Here is a 20424-nt window from a genome sequence, read left to right on the forward strand (position 1 = left end):
CTCCCACAGGTTTATCGTCGGATGCAAAATATGTGTACGACACAAAACACTGTGGGAGCGGGTTTGCCCGCGATGCTTTTAGAATCGAGTTTGCACTGCTAGCTCAAAGGTTCGCGGCGTACCCAAATAGTACGCCGGCGAAACATGCGCAAATTCGGCATACACCTCATTGGTCAAATTGCGCACTCGCCCGGTAACGGTGGTGTGCGAATCAACCTTGTAACTGAGGAAACTGCCGAACAGCGTGTACGACGGCACTGTCATGGTGTTGGCGTTATCGGCAAACACCGACGCCACGTAACGCGCATCGACCCCGCCTTGCCACTGCGGCGAGAAATCATAGGTCAGCCACAGATTGCCGACCCGGTCCGGAACGTTGGTCGGTGTGTTGCCTTTGCGCGACACGACCACGCCAGCCGCATTCTTCTCAGTGAAGTCATCGTACTGCGCGTCGACCCAGGCGAAGTTACCCTCGGCCAGCAGTTTGTCGGTGATCCGCAACGAGCTGGCAATCTCGATCCCTTTAGACGTCTGCTGACCGACCGGGATGCTGCTGGCCGGGTCCAGTGGGTCGGTGACGGCAAAGTCCTTTCGTTCAATCGTGTAAGCCGCCACCGTCGCCGAGCCGCGCCCGTTCAGATAATCGAACTTGCTGCCGATTTCCCATTGCTTGCCGGTCGAGACGTCGAAGTCTTGCGTGCCGTTGGGCTGCTCGGCGGCGGTGCTGTATTGCACGTAGACGTTAGCCGATGGGATGAACTGATAGGTCAGACCCGCGCGACCGGTGATTGGCGCCCAACTGCGCTTGAGGTGCTTGGGGTTGGTGGCGGTTACGGTGCGGTGGTTGGTCACGTCGAGATCGATGTCGTCATAACGCAGGCCGGTGAGCAGTGACAGTTTGTCGGTGAGCGCCAGCCGGTTTTCCACGAACAACGCTTTGGTGGTGACCTCGTTGGTCTTATCGCTGATCAGCTTGGGATTGGTGCCGGGAATGTCATAGAAATGCCCCGGCCGGTAGTTGTTCGCATCCACCGTGTTCACGTCTTTGATGTTGAGCGGCGAGTTGGTGGTTTGATTGACTTTGTACTCGAAGCCCCCCGACCACGTCGTATCCAGACCCAGCAGCGTGTTGTCGTGGCGCAGTTCGAACTGGTTGCCGTTCTGCTCGCCCTGATGCCGTACCTGATACGCCGTCGAGCGATTCACCGCCGTGTTGTCGGCGTTGTACTGGTAGGTTTCCAGGTTGCGGTAATCGCGCTGGCTGTCGAGGTGATACAGGGTATTGCGCAGGGTGGTGTTGTCGTTGATCCGGTAGTCGATGATCGAGCGCACCCAGATCGTCCGCTGTTCATATCGACCGTCTTCGACGTTGTAGTTGTTGAAGCGATTGTGTTTATCGATCTTCAACTCGCCGGCCTTGGGGTTGAGCACCGGGGTGCCCCAATACGGACTGTCTTCGTGTTCGTCCTGATATTCCAGCGCCAGGGTGTGCGACAGGTTCGGCGTGAGGTCGCTGAGCAATGAGAACGCCACGCTCCAGGCATCGCGTTCCTGACGGTCGATGTAGCCGTTACTGGTGTTGTGGCTGACGTCGAGACGTGCGTAGTGCTGCATCTCGCTGCTCGGGTCGGTCAGGGCATGGTTGAGGCCGAACGCGGTTTCGGTGGTGTCGTAAGTGCCGTAGCTGACCCTGCCTTCAACAGCCTGTTCGTCGCGGGTTGCCAGTTTGGTCACGTAGTTCAACGAACCACCCACAGAGCCTGCGCCGTTGATCAGCGATGACGGACCACCGACCAGTTCCACTCGATCGTAAATCCACGCATCTACCGGGCGAGCGAGTCCGCCGGACACGTTGATGCCGTTGAACATCTGGGTGATCTGGCTGCTGGTGAAGCCGCGATAGGAGACGAAGCCGCCAAAGCCTGGCGGTGCGCTGGCATTGACGCCGGGCAGGGTGTTGGCGGCGTCCTGGAAGTTCTGTGCGCCGTGGCGTTCGATGTCGTTGCGATTGGCGATGGCCACCGAGGCGGGCGTATCGCGCACGCTCAAGCCGAGGCGCGAGGCCATGCCGCTGGATTGGTCGATGTTTAGGCCCGGTTCGGTGCCGGACTCGCCGTCGATGGTGATCGGCGCCAGATCCACAGTGGATTGCGCCCAGACGTTAACGGACAGGCAGCCGCACAGGCTCGCCAGCAGAGTGAGTTGTTTCATTGTTGAATCCTGAATGCTTGTCTAGGAGTCAGCGCACAGGCGAACGCCGCGCGTTGGCGCAGTGGGCTGACAAATCAAAAAGGCAAGAACACTCAGGCGAGCGGTGGGGCGCGAGGGTTGGCCGAGGGCCAGGTGGAGCGGGCTGGGAGGTCGGCGCTGACGATCGGCGCCAGTGGCGGACTGTGTTGTTCCGGCAGGATCGCCAGGGTCAGGCTGGAATTGAACGCCGGGCCCATGCCGCCTGTTGAGCAAAGTGGGCAACCGAAGGCTTTGGACAGGGTTGGCAGTTTTTCTTCGGACGGGTTGGCGGCGAGCGGCGCTTGCGTCGCCGGGTCCACGGTACAGAACTGGCCGCCGATACCGTTGAGCTGCATGCCGACCATTTGTCCGTGTCCGATGCTGCAGACGAACACGTTGAACAGGACGCAGCAATAGAGCATCCAGGCCAGCAGTGAGCGATCGGAACGGGAGAATTTCATGGGGCGGCACTTTACCGTACCGCTGATCGGTCGTGCACTTGAAAAAAATGCGACTAGGATGATTTGTTCAAATCCCTTTCAAGGATTTCAACCATGACCTTTGTGTTGGCTCAATGGCTGGTGACAACGTTCGCGGTAATCGCCCTGGTACATGTGTATTGGGCGCTGGGTGGGCAATGGGCGGCGGTGGCGGCGGTGCCGCAAGTGCCGGTGGAAGGTTTTGTGAAAACGGTGCGACCGGCGTTCAAACCGTCGGGGTGGATTACTTTGGTGGTGGCGGCTGCGTTATTGGCGATTGCCGCTTTGGTGTGTCTGCGGGTCGGGTGGGGAATGCCAGCGGTGCATCACAAGGCGCTGCAATGGGTGATCAGTGCGATTGCGCTGTTGATGTTTGCCCGGGCGATTGGTGATTCGAATCTGGTGGGATTCTTCAAGGAGGTGAAAGGCTCGCGGTTTGCGCGGCTGGATACGTGGGTGTATTCGCCGTTGTGTCTGGCGTTGGGGGCGGGGTTGTTGGCTGTGGCTTGGATCTGAAAAGCAGTATCAAAAGATCGCAGCCGCAGGCTGCGATCTTTTAAAGGGTTAGCTTCCGCTCTCAGTCCGCCGACTGCTGACCTCGGCCGGAACATCATCCCCAGCCATGCGCTTGCGGAACAACGCCGCCCGCGCCAGCAGCAACGTGGTCACCGGCACCGTGATCGCCAACAGAATCGGAATCAGCCACGCATGTATGACCGGCCCGGACTTCAGCGCCGAGAAGCAGATGATCGAAGCCAGCGCCACGCACCACGCTCCCAGCGTCGAGGCCAGTGCCGGCGGATGCATGCGCTGGAAGTAGTCCTTCATTCGCAACAAACCGGTCGCGCCGATCAGCGCAAAAATGCCGCTGAGTACCAGCAGGATCGCCACCGGAATCTCAACCCACAGAGACAATTCAGCGTTCATTCGATCACCTCGCCACGCAGCAGGAATTTCGCCAGGGCAAACGAGCCGACGAAGCCGAACAGCGCAATCAGCAGCGCCGCCTCGAAGTAGGTGTCACTTGAATAACGAATGCCCAGCGTCAGCATCATCAACATGGCGACGATGTAGAGGTAATCCAGCGCCAGAACCCGATCCTGAGCCGAGGGTCCTTTGAACAGCCGAACCAGCGTCAGCACCATCGCCAGCGAGAACAGAAACAGCGTCAGCAAAATTGCGTTCGACAGTAATGGGCTCATTCGAAAATCTCCATCAGCGGTCGTTCGTAAGCAGTCTTGAAGTGCTCAATGAACTGCGCTTCGTCATCCAGATCCCAAACGTGCAGCAACAAAATGCTGCGATCCAGTGCCAATTCCGACCACACCGTGCCGGGCACCACCGTGCAGATCATCGCCAGCGTCGCCAGACCGTGAGCATCGCGCAGGTCGAGCGGCACTTTGACGAAGCACGAACGAGGTGGGCGGCGGCCGGCATTGAGCACACCCCAGGCGACGATCAGATTGGACATCACCACGTCACGACCGACGAGGAGGAACAGGCGCAGCATCGTCCCCGGGCGGCGGATGCGCACTTGTTTCGGGCGTAACTTGCGCATCATCAGCGGTGCAGCAAAACCCAATATTGCGCCGAGCAGCAGATTGCCCGGGCTGATCGACAGGTTCAGCGTCAACCACAATGCCCATAGCGCCAACGACAGTAACGGTGCAGGAAATACGCGCTTCATGGCTGTACCTCCAACTGGGCTGTCTTGGCTTCCGGACTCGGTACGGCGCGGGTGCCGAGCACCGCCATCACGTATTGCTGCGGGTTGTTCAGGGCATCGGCGGTGGCCTGGGTATAGCGCAGCAGCGGTTCGGCCTTGAAGGTCAGGGCGATGCTCAATCCCAGCAGCAGGAAGATCGGCACGCATTCGAGTTTGCGCAGCAACGGTGATGGGCGCTCCTCCGGTGTCCAGAAGCGTTGGATACCGAGGCGCGAGAACGCCATCAACGAGGCCAGTCCGGACAGGATCAGCAGTGCCAGCAGCGCCCACGCCGCGTTTGAAATTTGCGCGTCGGTACCGAGGCCCAGTGGATTGAGCAACGCACCGATCAGGCTGAGTTTGCCGATGAAGCCGGACAGCGGCGGCATGCCGATGATCAGCAGGGCGCAGGCAATGAAGCTCAAGCCGAGAAACGCCATGGTCCACGGAATGACCTGACCGACCACGGCTTTCTGCTCGTCATCGAGGTTGATGCCTTTGGGCGGTTGCAGTGATTCCTGCGGACGAGGCAGCAATTCGCTTTCGTCTTCCAGCGGGATCTCATTGGCCGAGCGCGAACGTTCGATCAACTCGGAAAGAAGAAACAGCGCACTCAATGCCAGTGTCGAGCTGACCAGATAGAACAGCGCGGCGCCAATCAGGTTCGGCTGGGCGAAACCAACGGCCGACAGCAGAATCCCCGCCGACACCAGAATGCTCAGGCTGGCCATGCGTTCCAGGCGTTGGGCGGCAATAATCGCCAGTGCCGCGCAGGCCATGGTCGCCATGCCGCCGTAGATCAGCCAGTCAGCACCAAAGAACGCCGAAGCCCCTGCTTGCCCGGAAAACAGCAGCGTCCACAGGCGCAGCAGGGTGTAGACGCCGACCTTGGTCATGATCGCGAACATTGCCGCCACTGGGGCGCTGGCCGAGGAGTAGGCCGGTACCAGCCAGAAGTTCAGCGGCCACATGCCGGCCTTGGCCAGGAACGCTACCGCGAGAATTCCTGCGCCCGCGTGCAGCAAGCCTCGGTCGGCTTCCGGCACCAGCGGAATTTTCAGCGCCAGATCAGCCATGTTCAGGGTGCCGGTCACACCATAGATCAATGCCGCGCCGATCAGAAACAGCGACGAGGCGAGCAGATTGATCGAGATGTAATGCAGTCCCGACGACACCCGCGCCCGACCGGAGCCGTGCAGCAACAGGCCATAAGAAGCGGCGAGCAGCACTTCGAAGAACACGAACAGGTTGAACAGATCTGCGGTCAGGAACGCGCCATACAGACCCATCAACTGAATCTGGAACAACGCGTGGAAGCTCGATCCCGCGCCGTCCCAGCGCGCCATCGCAAAGAGCAGGGCACTGACGCCGATGATCCCGGTCAGCACCAGCATCAGTGCCGACAGGCGATCGACCACCAGCACGATGCCGAACGGCGCCTGCCAGTTGCCGGGCAGGTATACGCCGATGGAGCCGGGCACGCCGGTGGTCTGCGTCCATTGCAGCAGCATCACGGAAATGAACAGACCGACGAGGCTGGAGAACAGATTGATTTTCGCCTTCAGCGGCCGGTGCTTTTCACCGAGCATCAGCATGATGGCGGCGGTCAGCAGCGGCAGCAGAATCGGTGCGGCGATCAGGTGAGTCATCGCCATCATTCTTTAGGCTCCCGGCCGTCGACATGGTCAGTGCCGGTCAAGCCGCGCGAGGCGAGCAGAACGACGAGGAACAGCGCGGTCATGGCGAAGCTGATGACGATTGCAGTGAGTACCAGTGCCTGTGGCAGCGGGTCGGTGTAGTGCAGCAAGTCTTGCGTCACGCCGTCCTTGATCACCGGTTCCTTGCCGATGAACAGGCTGCCCATGCTGAAGATGAACAGGTTGACGCCGTAGGACAGCAGGCACAGGCCCATGACCACCTGGAATGTCCGTGGCCGCAGGATCAGCCAGACGCCGGATGCGGCGAGGACGCCGATGGCGATTGCGATGACTTCTTCCATCAGACGGCTCCTTTGCTGGCGACGGACTTGGGCAGCGCTGCAGTCTTGTGACCACGCACCGATTGGTGGGCGAGGGCGGTGAGGATCAACAGCGTCGAGCCCACGACCACCGCGTACACGCCGATATCAAAGAACAGCGCACTGGCGATATGGATGTCACCCAGCAGCGGTAGGGTGAAATGCCAGGTGTGGGTGGTGAGGAACGGGTAACCGACGGCCATCGCACCGAGACCGGTGGCGGTAGCGAACAGCAACCCGGTGCCCATCCAGCGCAGGGGCCGCAGACTCATTTGCGCCTCGACCCACTGCGTGCCGGCGACCATGTATTGCAGGATGAACGCCACCGACATCACCAAACCGGCGACAAAACCGCCGCCCGGCTGGTTGTGCCCGCGCATGAACAGATAGCACGACACCACCAGCGCAATCGGCAGCAACAGGCGCACCAGTACCGCCGGCACCATCATGAAACCGAGCGCGGTGTCGCTGGCCGAGCGCGGGTTGACCAGATCGGTGACCACGTCCGGCGCCAGCAGGCGTTGCTGGGCTGGCAGTTGCAGGCTTTCTTTCGGCGGGCGGAAGCGGCGCAGCAGCGCGAATACAGTCAGCGCCACGGCAACCAGCACGGTGATTTCACCGAGGGTATCGAAGCCACGGAAGTCCACCAGCATCACGTTGACCACGTTGCTGCCACCGCCCTCGGGCATGGCGCGGCTGAGGTAGAACGAGGAGATATTGTTTGGCGTCTGCCGCGTCAGCATGGCGTAGGACAGCAGTGCCATGCCGCCACCGACCGCAATCGAAAGCAGCAAGTCGCGCAGACGACGAATGCGCGCCTTGCGCAGGCTGCTCGGCAATGGCGAGACTTCTTCGATCCGACGTGGCAACCAGCGCAGACCCAGCAGGATCAGCACGGTGGTCACCACTTCGACCGCCAGTTGCGTCAGCGCCAGATCCGGTGCAGAGAACCAGACGAACGTCACGCAAGTCATCAGCCCGCAGACACTGACCATGGTCAGAGCGGCGAGACGGTGATACTTGGCCTGCCACGCGGCACCGAGAGCGCAGGCAATTGCCAGCAGCCACAGAGTCACGAAAACAATGGAACCAGGAATCTTCGGCCGGTCGCCCCAACTCAGGCTGCTGTGCAGCATCGGAATCAGGCCGGCGAGCACGGCCGCCAACACCATCAGGAACAGCTGCATTTGCAGGCGTCGGGTGCCGAGTCGGCGTTCTACCCGACGGGCCATGCGCATCATCACTACCAGGCTGCGCTCGAACAGGCGTTTGCCGTTGAAGCGGCCCACCAGTGGCGGATATTTGAAGCGGCCCTGTCTGAACTGATTGCGCAGCAACAGGTAGAGCACGATGCCGCCGGACATGGCGATCAGGCTCATGATCATGGGCGCGTTCAAACCATGCCAGATTGCCAGGCTGTATTCGGGAAGGGTGCCGCCGACTACCGGCAACGCCGCAGCGGCCAATAATGGTCCGACGATTTGTGCCGGGAAAATCCCCACCAACAGGCAGGTGAACACCAGCAATTCCACCGGCGCACGCATCCAGCGTGGCGGTTCGTGCGGGGTGTGCGGCAGGTCGGTGGCCGTTGGGCCGAAGAACACATCGACGGTGAAGCGCAGCGAATAAGCCACGCTGAACGTGCCGGCGATGGTCGCGACAATCGGCAGCGCGGCTTCAACCCACGCCGTGGCGTTGATGAACACGGTTTCGGCGAAGAACATTTCCTTCGACAGGAAGCCGTTGAGCAGCGGCACACCTGCCATCGAAGCACTGGCAACCATGGCCAGCGTCGCGGTGAACGGAATCAGTTTGATCAAACCGCTGAGCTTGCGGATGTCGCGGGTGCCGCTTTCGTGGTCGATGATGCCCGCGGCCATGAACAGCGAGGCTTTGAACGTAGCGTGGTTGAGGATATGGAACACCGCAGCGACGGCGGCCAATGGACTGTTCAGGCCCAGCAGCAGAGTGATCAGGCCGAGGTGGCTGATGGTCGAGTAGGCCAGCAATCCTTTCAGATCGTTCTGGAACATCGCGCAATAGGCGCCGAGTAACAGCGTACAGGCGCCTGCGCCGCTGACGATGTAGAACCATTCTTCACTGCCGGACAGCGACGGCCACAGGCGCGCTAGCAGGAACACCCCGGCCTTGACCATGGTTGCCGAGTGCAGGTACGCGGAGACGGGCGTTGGCGCCGCCATCGCGTGGGGCAGCCAGAAGTGGAACGGGAACTGGGCGCTTTTGCTGAGTGCGCCGACAAGAATGAGGGGTAGCAGAATAGGGTAGAGGGCATGTGCGCGAATCTGATCGCCGGCGGCCAGGACCTTGTCCAGGTCATAGCTGCCAACGACATGGCCGAGGATCATGACCCCCGCCAGCAGGCATAGTCCGCCAGCACCAGTAACCATCAACGCCATATAGGCGCCGCGACGAGCGTCGGCGCGGTGGTGCCAGTAGCCGATCAGCAGGAAGGAGAAAAGGCTGGTGAGTTCCCAGAAAAACACGATCTGGATCAGGTTGCCGGAGATCACCAGACCCAGCATGGCGCCCATGAATGCCAGGAAAAACGCGAAGAAACGCGGCACCGGATCATCCGGCGACATGTAATAGCGGGCATATAAGGAAACGAGTGTGCCGATGCCCAATACCAGCGTCGAGAACAGCCAGGCGAAGCCGTCCATGCGCAGGACGAAGTTCAAGCCGAGGCTGGGCAGCCACATGAATTCTTCGCGGATCACGCCGCCGTGGGCGATTTGCGGGTACAACATTGCCACCTGGACGGTGCCGATCAGAGCGACCAGACCAGCCAACAGGGATTCGGTATTACGCGCGTTGTGTGGCAGCATCGCTGCCAGACAGCTGCCAATGAATGGCAGAAGCAGTAGAACTATCAGGGACATAGGCTTCTAATCTGCGGAAGTTTGTGAAGCATCATACGTGCCAGCTCCCTGATCACCAAACGCGAGGATGTCTCAGAATCCTACAAAGTAGTCTGGATATTTGTGTTTGGCCTTGTTTCAACGGCGAAAAAAGATCGCAGCCTTCGGCAGTTCCTACAGGAAAACGCATTCCAATACAGGAGCTGCCGAAGGCTGCGATCTTTTGATCTTTGCTTTCAATTGCCGTTGTCGTTCTCCAGTGCGCCCTCAGTTTCAACGGCAGCTTTACCCTTGGTCTTCAACTCACTGACAATCACCGCCGCCACAATCAAACCGGCCCCCACCAGCGCAATCGCCGGCAGCCGCTCACCGGCGATCCGCCCGACTATCCCGGCCCACACCGGCTCACCGGCATAGATCAACGTCGCCCGGGTCGGCGAAACACTCTTCTGCGCCCAGTTCATCGCCACTTGAATCGCCGCACTCGCCGCGCCCAGGCCCAGCGCTGACGCCAGCAACAGCCAGGAGAAGTCCGGAATCGCTTCACCTGTCGGTACCACCATCAAGAATGACAACACCGAAGTCGTCGCCAGTTGCACCACGGTCACCCGGCGTACATCAACCTGGCCTGCGTAATTGCTGATCAGAATGATCTCGGCCGCAATGGCAATGGCGCTGATCAGCGTGGCAATCTCGCCCGGGCTGAAATTCAGTGAAGCGCCGGACGGTCCCGACAACAGCATCAACCCGGTAAACGCCAGCATGATCCCGATGCTCGGCATCAACCCCGGTCGACGCCCCAGCACCAGCCATTGCAGCAACGGCACGAATGGAACATAAAGCGCGGTAATGAATGCCGATTGACTGCTCGGAATCGTTTGCAGTCCGACTGTCTGCAAGCCGTAACCGAGCATGATCGCCACGCCGATGAAGGCGCCGGCCTTGAGTTCGAACAGGGTCAGTTCGCGCAAATGGCGCCACGAGAACAAGGTGACGATGGCTGCCGCCGCTGCGAATCGCAGACCGACAAAAAACATCGGCCCACTGACGGTCATCGCGTGTTGCACCAGCAGAAAGGTGCCGCCCCAGACCATGGTGATCAGCACCAGGACGCACTCGGCTTTGCTGAAACGGGAGAAACGGAGGGAGGTGTCGGGGCGATTCACTGACGTCATAACCTTGCGCACTATAAAAGGCAGGACGCACAATGCGCCCAACGTTGCGCAGTATACTGCCCAACCCCACCGAGTGAGCAATATAGTGCCCAAAGATTCCAGCCAACGAACCTCCGTCCTGCAACACGTCAGCCAAAATGTCCGACGCCTGCGCCACGCGGCCGACATGAGCCAGACCGCGCTGGCGGAAAAATCCGGGGTGAGCCGGCGCATGCTGGTGGCGATCGAGGCGGGCGAAAAGAATGTCAGCCTGACCACCCTCGACCGTGTCGCCGAAGCGCTCGACGTCGCTTTTAGCGATCTGATTCAGGCGCCCGATGCTCGTGATCCGAGCCGGATCAACGAGGTGGCGTGGGCCGGCGTGATTCCCGGTAGCAAAGCGGTATTGCTGTCGAAAGCTACCGCGACCCGTGAAGTCGAACAGTGGGAATGGTGCCTGCAACCCGGTGAGGTCTATCCCTCGCAACCGGATGCCGACGGCTGGAGCGAGCAGATCTACGTGTTTGAAGGCTGCCTGACGTTAATGCTGGGCGATCAGCCGCAGCCCATCGGTGCAGGGGAGTTCTTCATGTTTGCCAGCAATCAGCCGCATGCCTATCGCAATGACGGGGATGTCGCGGCGCGGTTTGTCCGTAATGTGGTGATTTGAATGAGTCAGCGCGCAGATATCCTGATTATTGGTGGTGGCCTCAGCGGCACGATGCTGGCGGTGCAATTGCTGCGTCTGCCCGGTCAGCGCAAGATTCTGATTATTGAACCGCGAGCCGAACTGGGGCGGGGCGAGGCTTACAGCGCTGTCGAATTGGGCCATACGCTTAATGGCAACGCTGCGCGGATGAGCGTTGACCCGGATAACCCGAATGACCTTACGCAGTGGCTGACCGAGCATATTACCGCCGGTGGCTGGCCAGAGTCGGCTGGGCAAGATGTGCCTGTCAGTGAACTGTTCCCGCCTCGTGGGTTGTTTGGCATTTACGTGCAGCAGCGGTTGGCCGAGGCGCGCAGTGTCGGTGCGCAACAAGGCTCGACCGTCGAGCATATACGCGCAGAGGTCGTCGACCTGCAAACCGACACCGATTCGGTACAACTCACTCTGAGCGATGGCCAGCACTTACGGGGCGCATACGCGGTGCTCGCCACCGGTATGTTCCCCGCCGCGCGCACGCCGCAAAAACAATCCAGTGGCGTTAATGCCGCGGCACTTGATCCGTGGGATGTCACGGCCATGCGTCAACTCGATCCACAATCGACCGTGCTGATTATCGGCTCCGGCCTGACCATGGTTGATGCCGTGGTCTCGCTGGAGCAGGCCGGGCATCGGGGGCCGATTGAAGTGTTTTCCCGTCATGGGCTGCTGCCCCATGTGCGGCGCCAACCACCGGTTTGGGTGGATTTCCTCGCTGAAGATCACAACATTCGTTCGCCCCGGCAGTTGCTGCACGAATTGCGTCGACATTGCCGCGATGCCATCGCCCAAGGCATCGACTGGCAAGCACCGCTGGACACGGTGCGCGCGCATATAGGACGGTTGTGGAGTCAGGCGACTGACGTGCAGCGTCGCCAATTCGTACGTCATGTTCGACCCTGGTGGGAAAGCCATCACCATCGTTCGCCGCCGCTGAGTGCGCAGTTGGTTGAGCGTCTGCATGACGAGGGACGTTTGCGGATTCAGGCCGCTTCTTTCAAAGGGCTTGAGCCGTGCGCGGAGGGTGAGGTGAGTATTCGCATTCGTCGGCGAGGCGAGGCTGAAACCTGCGTGGTGCATGGCGCGGCGTTGATCAATTCCAGTGGCATCGAGTACGACTGGCGTCGCGTCGCGAGGCCGTTACCGCAGCAATTGCTGGCGCGGGGGCTGGTGCGGCCGGGTCCGTTGGCGTTGGGGATTGCGGCGGCGATTGACGGCGCAGTGCTGGATGAGCACGGGCAGGCAGCGAACCGGTTGTTCGCCATGGGGCCGCCGTTGCGCGGGATGTGGTGGGAGAGTACGGCGGTGACGGATGTGGCGTTGCAGGCGAAGGCGTTGGCGGGGCGGCTGGCGAATCGAAATGGTCTGCGCGATTAAGCAGTCTAACCAATTCTTCATCAACAACCGAACCCTGTAGGAGCAGCGTGCCGCAGCTCCTGCAGGGTTATCGTGTGGCTGAAAGTTACGCCACCACTCGATAGCACGGCACATACGCCGCGCCGCCCGGCAGTTTCATCCGGTGCTGGGCGACGAAGGCTTTGAGCAGAGCATCCAGCGGTTGCATGATCACCGCATCACCACGGATCTGATACGGACCGTGTTCTTCGATCAGGCGAATACCCTTGTCCTTGACGTTGCCGGCAACGATCCCGGAGAACGCCCGGCGCAGGTTGGCCGCGAGTTCGTGCGGTGGCTGGTCGCGGTTGAGTTTCAGGTTGGCCATGTTTTCGTGGGTCGGGTCGAACGGACGCTGGAAGCCTTCGTCGATTTTCAACAGCCAGTTGAAGTGGAACGCATCGTTGCGCTCGCGGCGGAACTGCTTAACGGCTTTCAGACCCTGAGTCATCTGGCGCGCGACTTCAGCCGGGTCGTCGATGATGATTTCGTAGTGCTGCTTGGCCGCTTCGCCGAGGGTGGCGATGACGAAGGCGTCGAGCTGCTCCAGATACGGTGCGGCATGTTTCGGCCCGGTCAGGATCACCGGGAACGGCAGGCCGGCGTTATCCGGGTGCATCAGGATGCCCAGCAAGTACAGGAACTCTTCAGCGGTCCCGGCGCCGCCCGGGAAGATGATGATGCCGTGGCCAACGCGGACGAAGGCTTCCAGACGTTTTTCGATGTCCGGCAGGATCACCAGCTCGTTGACGATCGGGTTCGGCGCTTCGGCGGCGATGATGCCTGGCTCGGTCAGGCCCAGGTAGCGACCGCCATGTATCCGCTGTTTGGCGTGGGCGATGGTCGCGCCCTTCATCGGGCCTTTCATCACGCCGGGGCCGCAGCCGGTGCAGATGTCGAGGCTGCGCAGGCCCAGTTCGTGGCCCACTTTCTTGGTGTATTTGTATTCTTCGGTGTTGATCGAGTGGCCGCCCCAGCACACGACGATCTTCGGCTCGACGCCCGGGCGCAACGTGCGGGCGTTGCGCAGGAGATGAAAGACGTAGTCGCTGATGCCTTGCGAGGTGCTCAGGTCGATGCGTTGGCTGTCGAGTTCGTTTTCGGTGTAGACGATGTCGCGCAGGGCGCTGAACAGCATTTCCCGGGTGCTGGCGATCATTTCGCCATCGACGAAAGCATCGGCCGGAGCGTTCAACAGCTCCAGGCGCACACCGCGATCCTGTTGGTGAATGCGGATTTCGAAGTCCTTGTAGGCTTCGAGGATGGTCTTGGCGTTATCGACATGGGCGCCAGTGTTGAGGATGGCCAGGGCGCACTGGCGAAAGAGGGTGTAGGTGCTGCCGGATCCGGCTTCGCTCAGTTGTTGAACTTCACGTTGAGAAAGGGTTTCCAGGCTGCCTTTAGGGCTGACCGAGGCGTTGATTACGTGTCGTTGGGTCATGCAATGATCCTTAAAACGATGTCATCCCCAAACCAGGCGAATGGCATCCGAATAGTGTGTATCCATGAATGAAGATGGCACGATCTGCGCTGTACCGCCATGTCCCCGTTGATTGGTGAAAAGATGAAAAGGAGCCCCAGCATAGCTAAATCCTTGGTAGAGGCGATAATGCGCGGGCCAGTTTTTTCCGTTGCCCTTTTTGTCATTCAAGGAAGTCAGTCGTGATGTTCGAGATTCAGCCGATGGACGCCGTTACTTTTCGCCAGCAGACGCGGCGCAGCACAATGATCATCGCCGTGCTGTTCCTGGTGCTGGCGATGTTGTTTTCGACGGTGGCGGTGGCACTGTTTGGCGAGCCCGGCGGCGATAACCTGCGCTTCAATGTCGGCGGAGTGTTTGCGGCGTTCCTGCTGACGGCGGCTTTGTTGCGCGGGCGCTTCTGGAATCAGACCTGGATGGCCCCGGCTGTTTATAGCTGGCGGCTCAAGCGCAATCTTATGAGCGTCACCAACGTGATGCATCAGGTGACGGCGGCAGTGCAGAAGAATGATCCGACGGCGATGAAGGTATTGCGTTTCTATCACTTGGGACTGACGCAGATGCATGAGCTGGACGGTAACTCCAGCGATCATGCGCAACTGCACCGTGAAGTCGAAGCGCACAAGGAGCGCATGCAGGCGCTTGGTTTTGATATCGATCAGCCACGCCTTGATCCGGCGTGGCTGGAAGTTCTCAAGCAGACGTCTCGTTAGTCTGTATCAGACAAAAACCAGTGAGCGGTGAGTGCCGGCTCCCGCACGTGCGCCATCACCTACCGAGACGGCAACCGAACCGGCGGCGAGCGCCGCGTCACCGCATGCAAACACGCCCGGTATGCTGGTCTGTTGCATGGCGTCGGTTTGAATGAACGGGCCCATCGGACCGTCTTCAAAAACACAGCCCAGTTGCTCGGCCAACGGGCTGGCCATTCGAGTGCGCGGCATGGCGAAAAGACCGGCAACGCTGATCACCCTGCCATCGCTGAGCGCTACATCTGCTCGCTTACCGCTGATATGACTGACCGTTTGAGATTCCAGCGTCACGCCGCGTCGATCGAGTTCTGCCAGTTGTTCGGCGTCCGGCTCGAACACACCGTTGGTGAAGAAAGTGGTCTGGCCCCAATCCGGCAAGAGCAAGGCGTGGTGGATCGACAGCGGTGACGTCGCCAGCACGCCAATTGCGCCTTGATTCAGTTCATAGCCGTGGCAGTACGGACAATGAAACACGCTTTTACCCCAGCGCTCTTGAAGACCCTCGATGGCGGGTAATTCATCGATGACACCGCTGGCGATGATCAGTCGTCTGGCGCTGGCTTGCTGGTCGGTGGTGGTGTGCACCTGGAAGCCTTGGTCTGTCTGACGTGCTTCCAGCGCGGTATCTGCCAGCCATTGCACCGTCGGATAAGCCAGCAGTTGCTCCCGGGCATCTTGGGCGATATCGCCTGGCGCACGTCCGTCCTGTCCGAGAAATCCGTGGGAAGTTTCGGCAAATCGGTTGCGACGCAGGCCCGAATCCAGCACTAGCACTTTGCGTCGGGCGCGGGCCAATTGCAGGCCTGCAGACAGTCCGGCATAGCTGCCGCCGACGATGATGACGTCGTACACCATGATCAAATCTCCGTGTGGGTTTCACGGCACACCGTAAGTTACGTGAAATATGCCTGTCAATAGTCTCGTAACTTCAGACATTGCAAGCGATACTCGGCGCGTCTTGGCAAGGGCTTGAAAAGGATCATCGATGAGAAATGACACTCGGCTGTCGCGCATGCTTCACGTATTGATTCACATGGATCGCCACGAAAAACGTGCGACCTCGGAAACCATCGCCGGCATGCTGGGCACCAATCCGGTGGTGGTGCGGCGCACCATGGGCTTGCTCAAGGAGCAGGGGTTCGTGACGTCGGAGAAGGGGCATCAGGGTGGTTGGGCGCTGGCCAAACCTTTGGGGCAGATCTCGCTGCTGGACATTCATCAGGCGCTGGGCACGCAGTCGATTTTTGCCATCGGCTTGTCGACGGATCATCCGGAGTGTCTGGTCGAGCAAGCGGTGAATGCCGCGCTGACGCGCACCTTCGACGAAGCGCAGGCGCTGTTGCTGTCGAGATTGGGCGGCATCACCCTGGCGGATTTGGCGGCAGATTTCGATGCGCGCTTCACATCAGTCCGCGAGGGTGAGACAAGTTAAGAGTGTGCAGCGGCTCGGCGAAGTTTCCACGAGCAAATCAACCGCCCGTAGACCAGCAGGTTAACCGCCAGTACCACACTGCCCAGCGCCAGTTGAATCTGCGGGGTGAGCCCGGCGGGGTAGATGATCGGCCAGATGTAATGCTCGATGAAACCGCCGGCGTATTCGGTTTGCCCGGCGGCGTGGCGCATGAGGTTTTCCCAGTAGGTCAGCGGGCAGGTCAGGTGCAACATCTCGACCGCAAAGCCCCACGCGGCGGCGGGTATATGCAGCCACATCAGCCGCGGCCACTTGAGCACCAGCAGCCCGCCGAACAGCACGAACAGAATGAATAGCAAATGAAACAGCACCAGCCCATCGGCTGCGATTCGGTACAGCATGTCGTTTCCCTGACGCGATTGTGAATGGCGCTATGTTACGCGCAGGGCTGGGGCAATTGCGCAAGATTGTTCATGCTTTCCAACGGCATTTGCTGGCAGAGTCTTTGGCTGGTTTCTTCGCTTTGCTGCATTGGTGGTTTTAAGTGGGTCGATGAAACTGTTCTACGCTCTAAGGATGATGATTTCTTCCAAAAGCGAGGTGGGCATGGCAATCGAGCAGACACGTCCGGATGATGATGACGATGAGCCAACGGAAGCGGAGATAGAGGAGCAAAAAAGACGACAAGAACAGACCTGGAAACATGACGACAGCAGAGAGTTGTCGGATCGGGATCAGGAGCGTCCGCTGAAACCCTGAATGACCCATACAAAAAGCCCCGTATCAAACGGGGCTTTTTTGCATTTTAAAGGTCTTCCAACTGTGTGAAGTCCGGATGTGTTGCCCGATATCCCAAGGTTCTGTCGATCCACGCGTTGAGTTCGTTGACCATCACCGGCGCATGACCGGGATACCCCTCGAGGGTGGTGCGCAAGATACGTTCGATGTCAGGGACTGAACTCAGGTTTCGGGTCTTGATGTAATGGCCGATAAAACAGTCGAGTTGAAAGCGTTCTGTCGTGGACAGATAGACACACTCCAGGCCCTTGGCCTGTTTGATTGCAAAATCGTCGCGCAACTTAGTTCTCTGCAAGGCTTAAAAAGAGTTGTAGGGAATTTCCTTGTTTGTTGACTCTTTGGTCAACTGGTATACCAAATGGAAATGCGGCGCGCATGCTATCCGTAGCGCATCTAAATGTATGTATGACGGTTGAAGTGTCAGACAGGCGGTTAATTCACTCAAACGACTGTTTAGCGGGTTGCTGTTTCTTTGTTGAAACAGTCGTTGTAACGAAACGGAATCACTCTCGGTTGGTGCCTTTTGATAACGCGCCACGGCAAAAAATCTTTAGGCCACTTCATCAATCAAGCCTGCGCCTTGATTGCGTGAATTGCCCACGGCTCTGTCGACCTTGTGCCATTCGAACACCTCGGTTTTTTCACCTTCGAACAACAGCATTTGTTCGGCCCGCTCCAGCGGTGTGGCCGTGTCGAGCCATTCGCGTGCCAGTTCTGCGCAAAACACCACCGGGCGGCGGTCGTGGATGTCGAGCATGCCGCCCTCGCTGTCGGCGGTGATGATCACGAAGCCATCGTCATCCCGTGCTTGCGTATCGGGTGTCGGAAATTGACCGATGCCGGCGCAGAAAACCGGCCCGTGATCGGCCCGACGAATCAGCCAGGGTTGTCGGGTGTGATCCTCTGCATCCACCCACTCAAACCAGTTGTCGACAGGCACGATCAGGCGATGACGCCAGATCGACCGGAAGAACGGCCCGTGGGCAACTTTTTCAACGCGCGCATTGATGGGCGGTGCTCGGTCCTTGGCCCAATGCGGGCGCCAGCCCCAGCGCAGATTTTGCGCATGAACCTGGTGATTGTGTTGCTGAAGGATGGCCAGCGAAGTGGTTGGCGCAGCGTTGTAGTGTGCCAGTGGTGCGTCGTCGACATGGTTGATCAACGCATCGGGAATGCTCAGCACCGCGACGAAGTCGTGAATGCCACGGTATTGCGAGAGTCTTCCGCACATGGGCTGAATCTCCTGTAGGAAATATCAGCTTAGTTGGCTCTCGGTATTTGCAGTGATGAGCTTATGCATTAATCGAATTTAAAATTCGGTAGTTAAGAGCGTTATGGTCTATGCATCCTCCATTTGCAGGACTCGCCATGAAGCTTTCCCGTTTCCTCCGCAACGCGCTGACCGTTGCATTGCTCGCATCGCCTTTGTCCTACGCTGCCGAGCCTGTGGTCCTGCATGTCGGCGACCAGAATTACTACAACATCCGCGCCTCGGTGGAAGCATCGGGCGTGTTGAAAGACGCGCCGTATACGGTGGACTGGAAGCATTTCCAGGCAGCCGCACCGTTGGCTGAGGCCTTGCAGACAGGTTCTCTCGATCTGGGATTCCTCGGCGATTCAGGTTTTCTGTTTCTCGCTGCGAAACAGGCGCCCGTGAAACTGATCGGCGTGTCACGGCAGAACCCGGACACCATCGCGTTGCTGGTGCCAAAGGATTCGCCGGTAAAAACCATCGCTGACCTGAAGGGCAAGAAAGTCGCTTACTGGCCCGGCGCATGGAGCCAGCAACTGACCTTGCGCGCACTGGAGCAGAGTGGTCTGCCAGAGAGCTACGTTGACTTCGTCAAGCTGATGCCGATTGATGCGGCTGCTGCTTTGCCCCAGGGCAGCATCGATGCCTTTCCGGTGTGGGAGCCGTACATTTCCCAGCAGATTCTGTTCTCCGGCGCTCGTCCGATTCTGACCGCGAAGAATCTCATGCCGGGGCTTAGTGCGATTGCAGCATCAACACCGTCTGTCGATAGTAAACGTGAGGCGATAGCCGATTTTCTCGGGCGTTTAAAGCAGGCGCGCGCGTGGGTCGATAGCCATACCGACGAGTACGCTGACTTGTGGGCGAAGAAGGCCAATCTTGATCAGGAGGTTTCGCGGCACTGGCTGCGCCAGGCGCACATGACGGTCGGACCGGTCGATCAACAAGCCGCGACCGACCTGCAAAGCACTGCGGATTTCCTGTTTAAAGTTAAAGCGTTGCCGGCACCGCTGGCCACGTCGGGGATTATCGACACCTCGTTTGAGCAGGCGCTGACTCGCTGAACGAGCGCCGGAACCAAACCCTGTGTACCTTATCCAACCTCAGCTCGCAGAACCGAGCGCAGGGATGGATAAGGGCGAGGGAGCTTTGCCGATCGACAATATGACCGCAGTGGTCGGGCTCAAGGCAAAACATGACATCCGGATTCAAGCTTCTTTGTGCGGCGGCCATCGTTTTCGGACTGGCAGGCTGTATCGCCGCGCCCATCGAAATGACTGCGAAAACCGAAACACGGCTGAAGGATCAAGCCCCGGTTCGTTTTCTGCTGACGTTCGATGACGGCCCCAGCGCTTCAAGTTTCTGGAACCCATCGGCCACGGTGCTCGACAGCCTCAAGGACAATTCGCTGCAACCGGACATCAAAGCCGTGTTTTTCGTCCAGACTCGTGCGCCTCGGGCCGGTCATAGCGAGATCGGCCGTAGCATCATGCAACGTGAGCACAATGAGGGGCATATTCTCGCGTTTCATACCGCCACTCACTGGCACACCAACCATCGCTCGCTCGACCCACAGCAGCTCGAAGAGTCGCTGAGCAACGGCACAGCGGACATCGCGGCCATTACCGGAGCGCCGCCCAAGTTGTTGCGCCCGCCATTCTGGAACTACGACAAACGTACTTTCGCCGCCTATCAGCAACACGGGCTGCACGTTTTGTTGACCGACTTGAGTGCCAATGACGGCAAGATCTGGGGTTTCAATGCCAGCCCGCGTCGACGGGCGAACATGCTTCGGCAGTTATCGGAAGTCCGCGAGCGCATTGCCCAAGGCGAAATTCCAACCGTGGACGGGGTGATTCCGGTGGTAGTGACCTTCCATGACCTCAACCGCTATACCGCGCGGCATACGCGTGAATACCTGCAAATCCTGCTTGATAGCGCTGCGGCTACCGGCGTGAGGCTGGCGGACAAGCCGTTCTATGATGACCGCGCTGCATTGGAGAAGGCTGCACTGGCGCGTACTGTTCAGCAAAGCGCTGAGTCGGTGCAGTTGCCGGGGCTCTGGAACTGGATCTGGGGCCATGACGCCCACTGAGAGACAGATGGAATATGTGATCAAGTTGGCGTTTTTCGGGCGAGCGGGGCGGTAATCGCTCATCTATGCTCA

General features: G+C 59.4%; 22 protein-coding genes. 8 read left to right on the forward strand and 14 right to left on the reverse strand.

Translation table 11 applies throughout. From position 1 onward, the window contains the following. Window positions 1-78: 78 nt before the first annotated feature. Entirely contained in the window at window positions 79-2211 is a 2133-nt protein-coding gene (locus ACA074_RS11560; protein WP_497679048.1) for a TonB-dependent receptor, read from the reverse strand. A gap of 92 nt (window positions 2212-2303) precedes the next feature. Further along, a complete protein-coding gene (locus tag ACA074_RS11565) occupies window positions 2304-2690 on the reverse strand; it encodes a DUF2946 domain-containing protein (RefSeq protein ID WP_187680716.1) in 387 nt (128 codons plus the stop codon). A gap of 93 nt (window positions 2691-2783) precedes the next feature. On the opposite strand from ACA074_RS11565, the gene ACA074_RS11570 reads away from it, so the two are divergent. Beyond that, entirely contained in the window at window positions 2784-3224 is a 441-nt protein-coding gene (locus ACA074_RS11570; RefSeq protein ID WP_497659302.1) for a DUF3995 domain-containing protein, read from the forward strand. Window positions 3225-3272: 48 nt separating this feature from the next. On the opposite strand, the gene ACA074_RS11575 is transcribed toward ACA074_RS11570, so the two are convergent. The 7 genes from ACA074_RS11575 to ACA074_RS11605 form a co-directional block, all read right to left on the reverse strand. Further along, on the reverse strand, window positions 3273-3635 hold the full coding sequence (locus tag ACA074_RS11575) for a Na+/H+ antiporter subunit G (protein ID WP_187680714.1): 363 nt from the start codon (window positions 3633-3635) through the stop codon (window positions 3273-3275). Continuing rightward, entirely contained in the window at window positions 3632-3910 is a 279-nt protein-coding gene (locus ACA074_RS11580; protein ID WP_007910754.1) for a K+/H+ antiporter subunit F, read from the reverse strand. The genes ACA074_RS11575 and ACA074_RS11580 overlap by 4 nt, the downstream gene beginning before the upstream one ends. Then, window positions 3907-4395, reverse strand: a complete 489-nt coding sequence (locus ACA074_RS11585) for a Na+/H+ antiporter subunit E (protein ID WP_187680713.1) — start codon at window positions 4393-4395, stop codon at window positions 3907-3909. Before ACA074_RS11585 ends, ACA074_RS11580 begins: the two co-directional genes overlap by 4 nt. Next, window positions 4392-6071 carry a monovalent cation/H+ antiporter subunit D gene (locus ACA074_RS11590; protein ID WP_497679049.1) on the reverse strand — a complete coding sequence of 560 codons (1680 nt, stop codon included), beginning with the start codon at window positions 6069-6071 and terminating at the stop codon, window positions 4392-4394. The genes ACA074_RS11585 and ACA074_RS11590 overlap by 4 nt, the downstream gene beginning before the upstream one ends. Continuing rightward, window positions 6068-6412 (reverse strand): Na+/H+ antiporter subunit C, encoded by a 345-nt coding sequence (locus ACA074_RS11595; RefSeq protein WP_007910763.1) that lies wholly within the window; start codon window positions 6410-6412, stop codon window positions 6068-6070. The genes ACA074_RS11590 and ACA074_RS11595 overlap by 4 nt, the downstream gene beginning before the upstream one ends. After that, window positions 6412-9330: a monovalent cation/H+ antiporter subunit A gene (locus ACA074_RS11600; protein ID WP_497679050.1), complete on the reverse strand. Its 2919-nt coding sequence runs from the start codon at window positions 9328-9330 to the stop codon at window positions 6412-6414. The genes ACA074_RS11595 and ACA074_RS11600 overlap by 1 nt, the downstream gene beginning before the upstream one ends. A gap of 215 nt (window positions 9331-9545) precedes the next feature. Then, window positions 9546-10484 carry a DMT family transporter gene (locus ACA074_RS11605; RefSeq protein ID WP_489880077.1) on the reverse strand — a complete coding sequence of 313 codons (939 nt, stop codon included), beginning with the start codon at window positions 10482-10484 and terminating at the stop codon, window positions 9546-9548. Window positions 10485-10569: 85 nt separating this feature from the next. Between ACA074_RS11605 and ACA074_RS11610 the strand changes: the two genes are divergently transcribed. Both ACA074_RS11610 and ACA074_RS11615 read left to right on the forward strand, forming a co-directional pair. Beyond that, the gene (locus ACA074_RS11610) at window positions 10570-11133 is read left to right on the forward strand and encodes a helix-turn-helix domain-containing protein (RefSeq protein WP_401265423.1); all 564 of its coding nucleotides are present in this window, start codon (window positions 10570-10572) and stop codon (window positions 11131-11133) included. After that, on the forward strand, window positions 11134-12546 hold the full coding sequence (locus tag ACA074_RS11615; RefSeq protein WP_497679051.1) for an FAD/NAD(P)-binding protein: 1413 nt from the start codon (window positions 11134-11136) through the stop codon (window positions 12544-12546). It abuts the gene before it with no gap. An 85-nt stretch (window positions 12547-12631) separates the two neighbouring features. On the opposite strand, the gene ppnN is transcribed toward ACA074_RS11615, so the two are convergent. Next, window positions 12632-14005, reverse strand: coding sequence for a nucleotide 5'-monophosphate nucleosidase PpnN (gene ppnN / locus ACA074_RS11620; RefSeq protein WP_187680707.1), 1374 nt, complete (start codon window positions 14003-14005; stop codon window positions 12632-12634). A gap of 224 nt (window positions 14006-14229) precedes the next feature. On the opposite strand from ppnN, the gene ACA074_RS11625 reads away from it, so the two are divergent. Further along, window positions 14230-14757 (forward strand): DUF3087 family protein, encoded by a 528-nt coding sequence (locus tag ACA074_RS11625; RefSeq protein WP_497659307.1) that lies wholly within the window; start codon window positions 14230-14232, stop codon window positions 14755-14757. 6 nt (window positions 14758-14763) lie between these two features. Here ACA074_RS11625 and ACA074_RS11630 read toward each other — a convergent pair whose 3' ends face one another. After that, on the reverse strand, window positions 14764-15651 hold the full coding sequence (locus tag ACA074_RS11630) for an NAD(P)/FAD-dependent oxidoreductase (protein WP_497679052.1): 888 nt from the start codon (window positions 15649-15651) through the stop codon (window positions 14764-14766). 130 nt (window positions 15652-15781) lie between these two features. On the opposite strand from ACA074_RS11630, the gene ACA074_RS11635 reads away from it, so the two are divergent. Continuing rightward, entirely contained in the window at window positions 15782-16228 is a 447-nt protein-coding gene (locus ACA074_RS11635; protein WP_187680705.1) for an Rrf2 family transcriptional regulator, read from the forward strand. Here the strand turns inward: ACA074_RS11635 and ACA074_RS11640 are convergent. Continuing rightward, window positions 16225-16608 carry a DUF2784 domain-containing protein gene (locus tag ACA074_RS11640; protein ID WP_497679053.1) on the reverse strand — a complete coding sequence of 128 codons (384 nt, stop codon included), beginning with the start codon at window positions 16606-16608 and terminating at the stop codon, window positions 16225-16227. The two genes, ACA074_RS11635 and ACA074_RS11640, sit on opposite strands and share 4 nt — an antisense overlap. Window positions 16609-16759: 151 nt before the next feature. Here ACA074_RS11640 and ACA074_RS11645 point away from each other — a divergent pair, with 151 nt between their 5' ends. After that, entirely contained in the window at window positions 16760-16966 is a 207-nt protein-coding gene (locus ACA074_RS11645) for a hypothetical protein (RefSeq protein WP_187680720.1), read from the forward strand. A 46-nt stretch (window positions 16967-17012) separates the two neighbouring features. On the opposite strand, the gene ACA074_RS11650 is transcribed toward ACA074_RS11645, so the two are convergent. Both ACA074_RS11650 and ACA074_RS11655 read right to left on the reverse strand, forming a co-directional pair. Continuing rightward, complete coding sequence (locus ACA074_RS11650) at window positions 17013-17285, reverse strand: hypothetical protein (protein WP_187680703.1); 273 nt, start codon at window positions 17283-17285, stop codon at window positions 17013-17015. A gap of 270 nt (window positions 17286-17555) precedes the next feature. Then, window positions 17556-18236, reverse strand: coding sequence for an SOS response-associated peptidase (locus ACA074_RS11655; protein WP_497679054.1), 681 nt, complete (start codon window positions 18234-18236; stop codon window positions 17556-17558). Between the two features lie 137 nt (window positions 18237-18373). On the opposite strand from ACA074_RS11655, the gene ACA074_RS11660 reads away from it, so the two are divergent. Together ACA074_RS11660 and ACA074_RS11665 are read left to right on the forward strand one after the other, a co-directional pair. Beyond that, entirely contained in the window at window positions 18374-19321 is a 948-nt protein-coding gene (locus ACA074_RS11660) for an ABC transporter substrate-binding protein (RefSeq protein ID WP_401265403.1), read from the forward strand. A 131-nt stretch (window positions 19322-19452) separates the two neighbouring features. Beyond that, window positions 19453-20352, forward strand: coding sequence for a polysaccharide deacetylase family protein (locus ACA074_RS11665; RefSeq protein WP_497679055.1), 900 nt, complete (start codon window positions 19453-19455; stop codon window positions 20350-20352). Window positions 20353-20424 lie beyond the last annotated feature (72 nt).

The organism is Pseudomonas sp. LBUM1655 (assembly GCF_059716085.1).

What these genes read in the sequence shown, in the direction of transcription:
- ACA074_RS11630 (WP_497679052.1), bottom strand. Translation starts at nt 15,651, where the DNA reads ATGGTGTACGACGTCATCATCGTCGGCGGCAGCTATGCCGGACTGTCT.
- ACA074_RS11645 (WP_187680720.1), top strand. Translation starts at nt 16,760, where the DNA reads ATGAAACTGTTCTACGCTCTAAGGATGATGATTTCTTCCAAAAGCGAG.
- ACA074_RS11625 (WP_497659307.1), top strand. Translation starts at nt 14,230, where the DNA reads ATGTTCGAGATTCAGCCGATGGACGCCGTTACTTTTCGCCAGCAGACG.
- ACA074_RS11590 (WP_497679049.1), bottom strand. Translation starts at nt 6,071, where the DNA reads ATGATGGCGATGACTCACCTGATCGCCGCACCGATTCTGCTGCCGCTG.
- ACA074_RS11570 (WP_497659302.1), top strand. Translation starts at nt 2,784, where the DNA reads ATGACCTTTGTGTTGGCTCAATGGCTGGTGACAACGTTCGCGGTAATC.
- ppnN (WP_187680707.1), bottom strand. Translation starts at nt 14,005, where the DNA reads ATGACCCAACGACACGTAATCAACGCCTCGGTCAGCCCTAAAGGCAGC.
- ACA074_RS11635 (WP_187680705.1), top strand. Translation starts at nt 15,782, where the DNA reads ATGAGAAATGACACTCGGCTGTCGCGCATGCTTCACGTATTGATTCAC.
- ACA074_RS11585 (WP_187680713.1), bottom strand. Translation starts at nt 4,395, where the DNA reads ATGAAGCGCGTATTTCCTGCACCGTTACTGTCGTTGGCGCTATGGGCA.
- ACA074_RS11640 (WP_497679053.1), bottom strand. Translation starts at nt 16,608, where the DNA reads ATGCTGTACCGAATCGCAGCCGATGGGCTGGTGCTGTTTCATTTGCTA.
- ACA074_RS11605 (WP_489880077.1), bottom strand. Translation starts at nt 10,484, where the DNA reads ATGACGTCAGTGAATCGCCCCGACACCTCCCTCCGTTTCTCCCGTTTC.
- ACA074_RS11565 (WP_187680716.1), bottom strand. Translation starts at nt 2,690, where the DNA reads ATGAAATTCTCCCGTTCCGATCGCTCACTGCTGGCCTGGATGCTCTAT.
- ACA074_RS11575 (WP_187680714.1), bottom strand. Translation starts at nt 3,635, where the DNA reads ATGAACGCTGAATTGTCTCTGTGGGTTGAGATTCCGGTGGCGATCCTG.
- ACA074_RS11615 (WP_497679051.1), top strand. Translation starts at nt 11,134, where the DNA reads ATGAGTCAGCGCGCAGATATCCTGATTATTGGTGGTGGCCTCAGCGGC.
- ACA074_RS11655 (WP_497679054.1), bottom strand. Translation starts at nt 18,236, where the DNA reads ATGTGCGGAAGACTCTCGCAATACCGTGGCATTCACGACTTCGTCGCG.
- ACA074_RS11580 (WP_007910754.1), bottom strand. Translation starts at nt 3,910, where the DNA reads ATGAGCCCATTACTGTCGAACGCAATTTTGCTGACGCTGTTTCTGTTC.
- ACA074_RS11560 (WP_497679048.1), bottom strand. Translation starts at nt 2,211, where the DNA reads ATGAAACAACTCACTCTGCTGGCGAGCCTGTGCGGCTGCCTGTCCGTT.
- ACA074_RS11660 (WP_401265403.1), top strand. Translation starts at nt 18,374, where the DNA reads ATGAAGCTTTCCCGTTTCCTCCGCAACGCGCTGACCGTTGCATTGCTC.
- ACA074_RS11595 (WP_007910763.1), bottom strand. Translation starts at nt 6,412, where the DNA reads ATGGAAGAAGTCATCGCAATCGCCATCGGCGTCCTCGCCGCATCCGGC.
- ACA074_RS11600 (WP_497679050.1), bottom strand. Translation starts at nt 9,330, where the DNA reads ATGTCCCTGATAGTTCTACTGCTTCTGCCATTCATTGGCAGCTGTCTG.
- ACA074_RS11665 (WP_497679055.1), top strand. Translation starts at nt 19,453, where the DNA reads ATGACATCCGGATTCAAGCTTCTTTGTGCGGCGGCCATCGTTTTCGGA.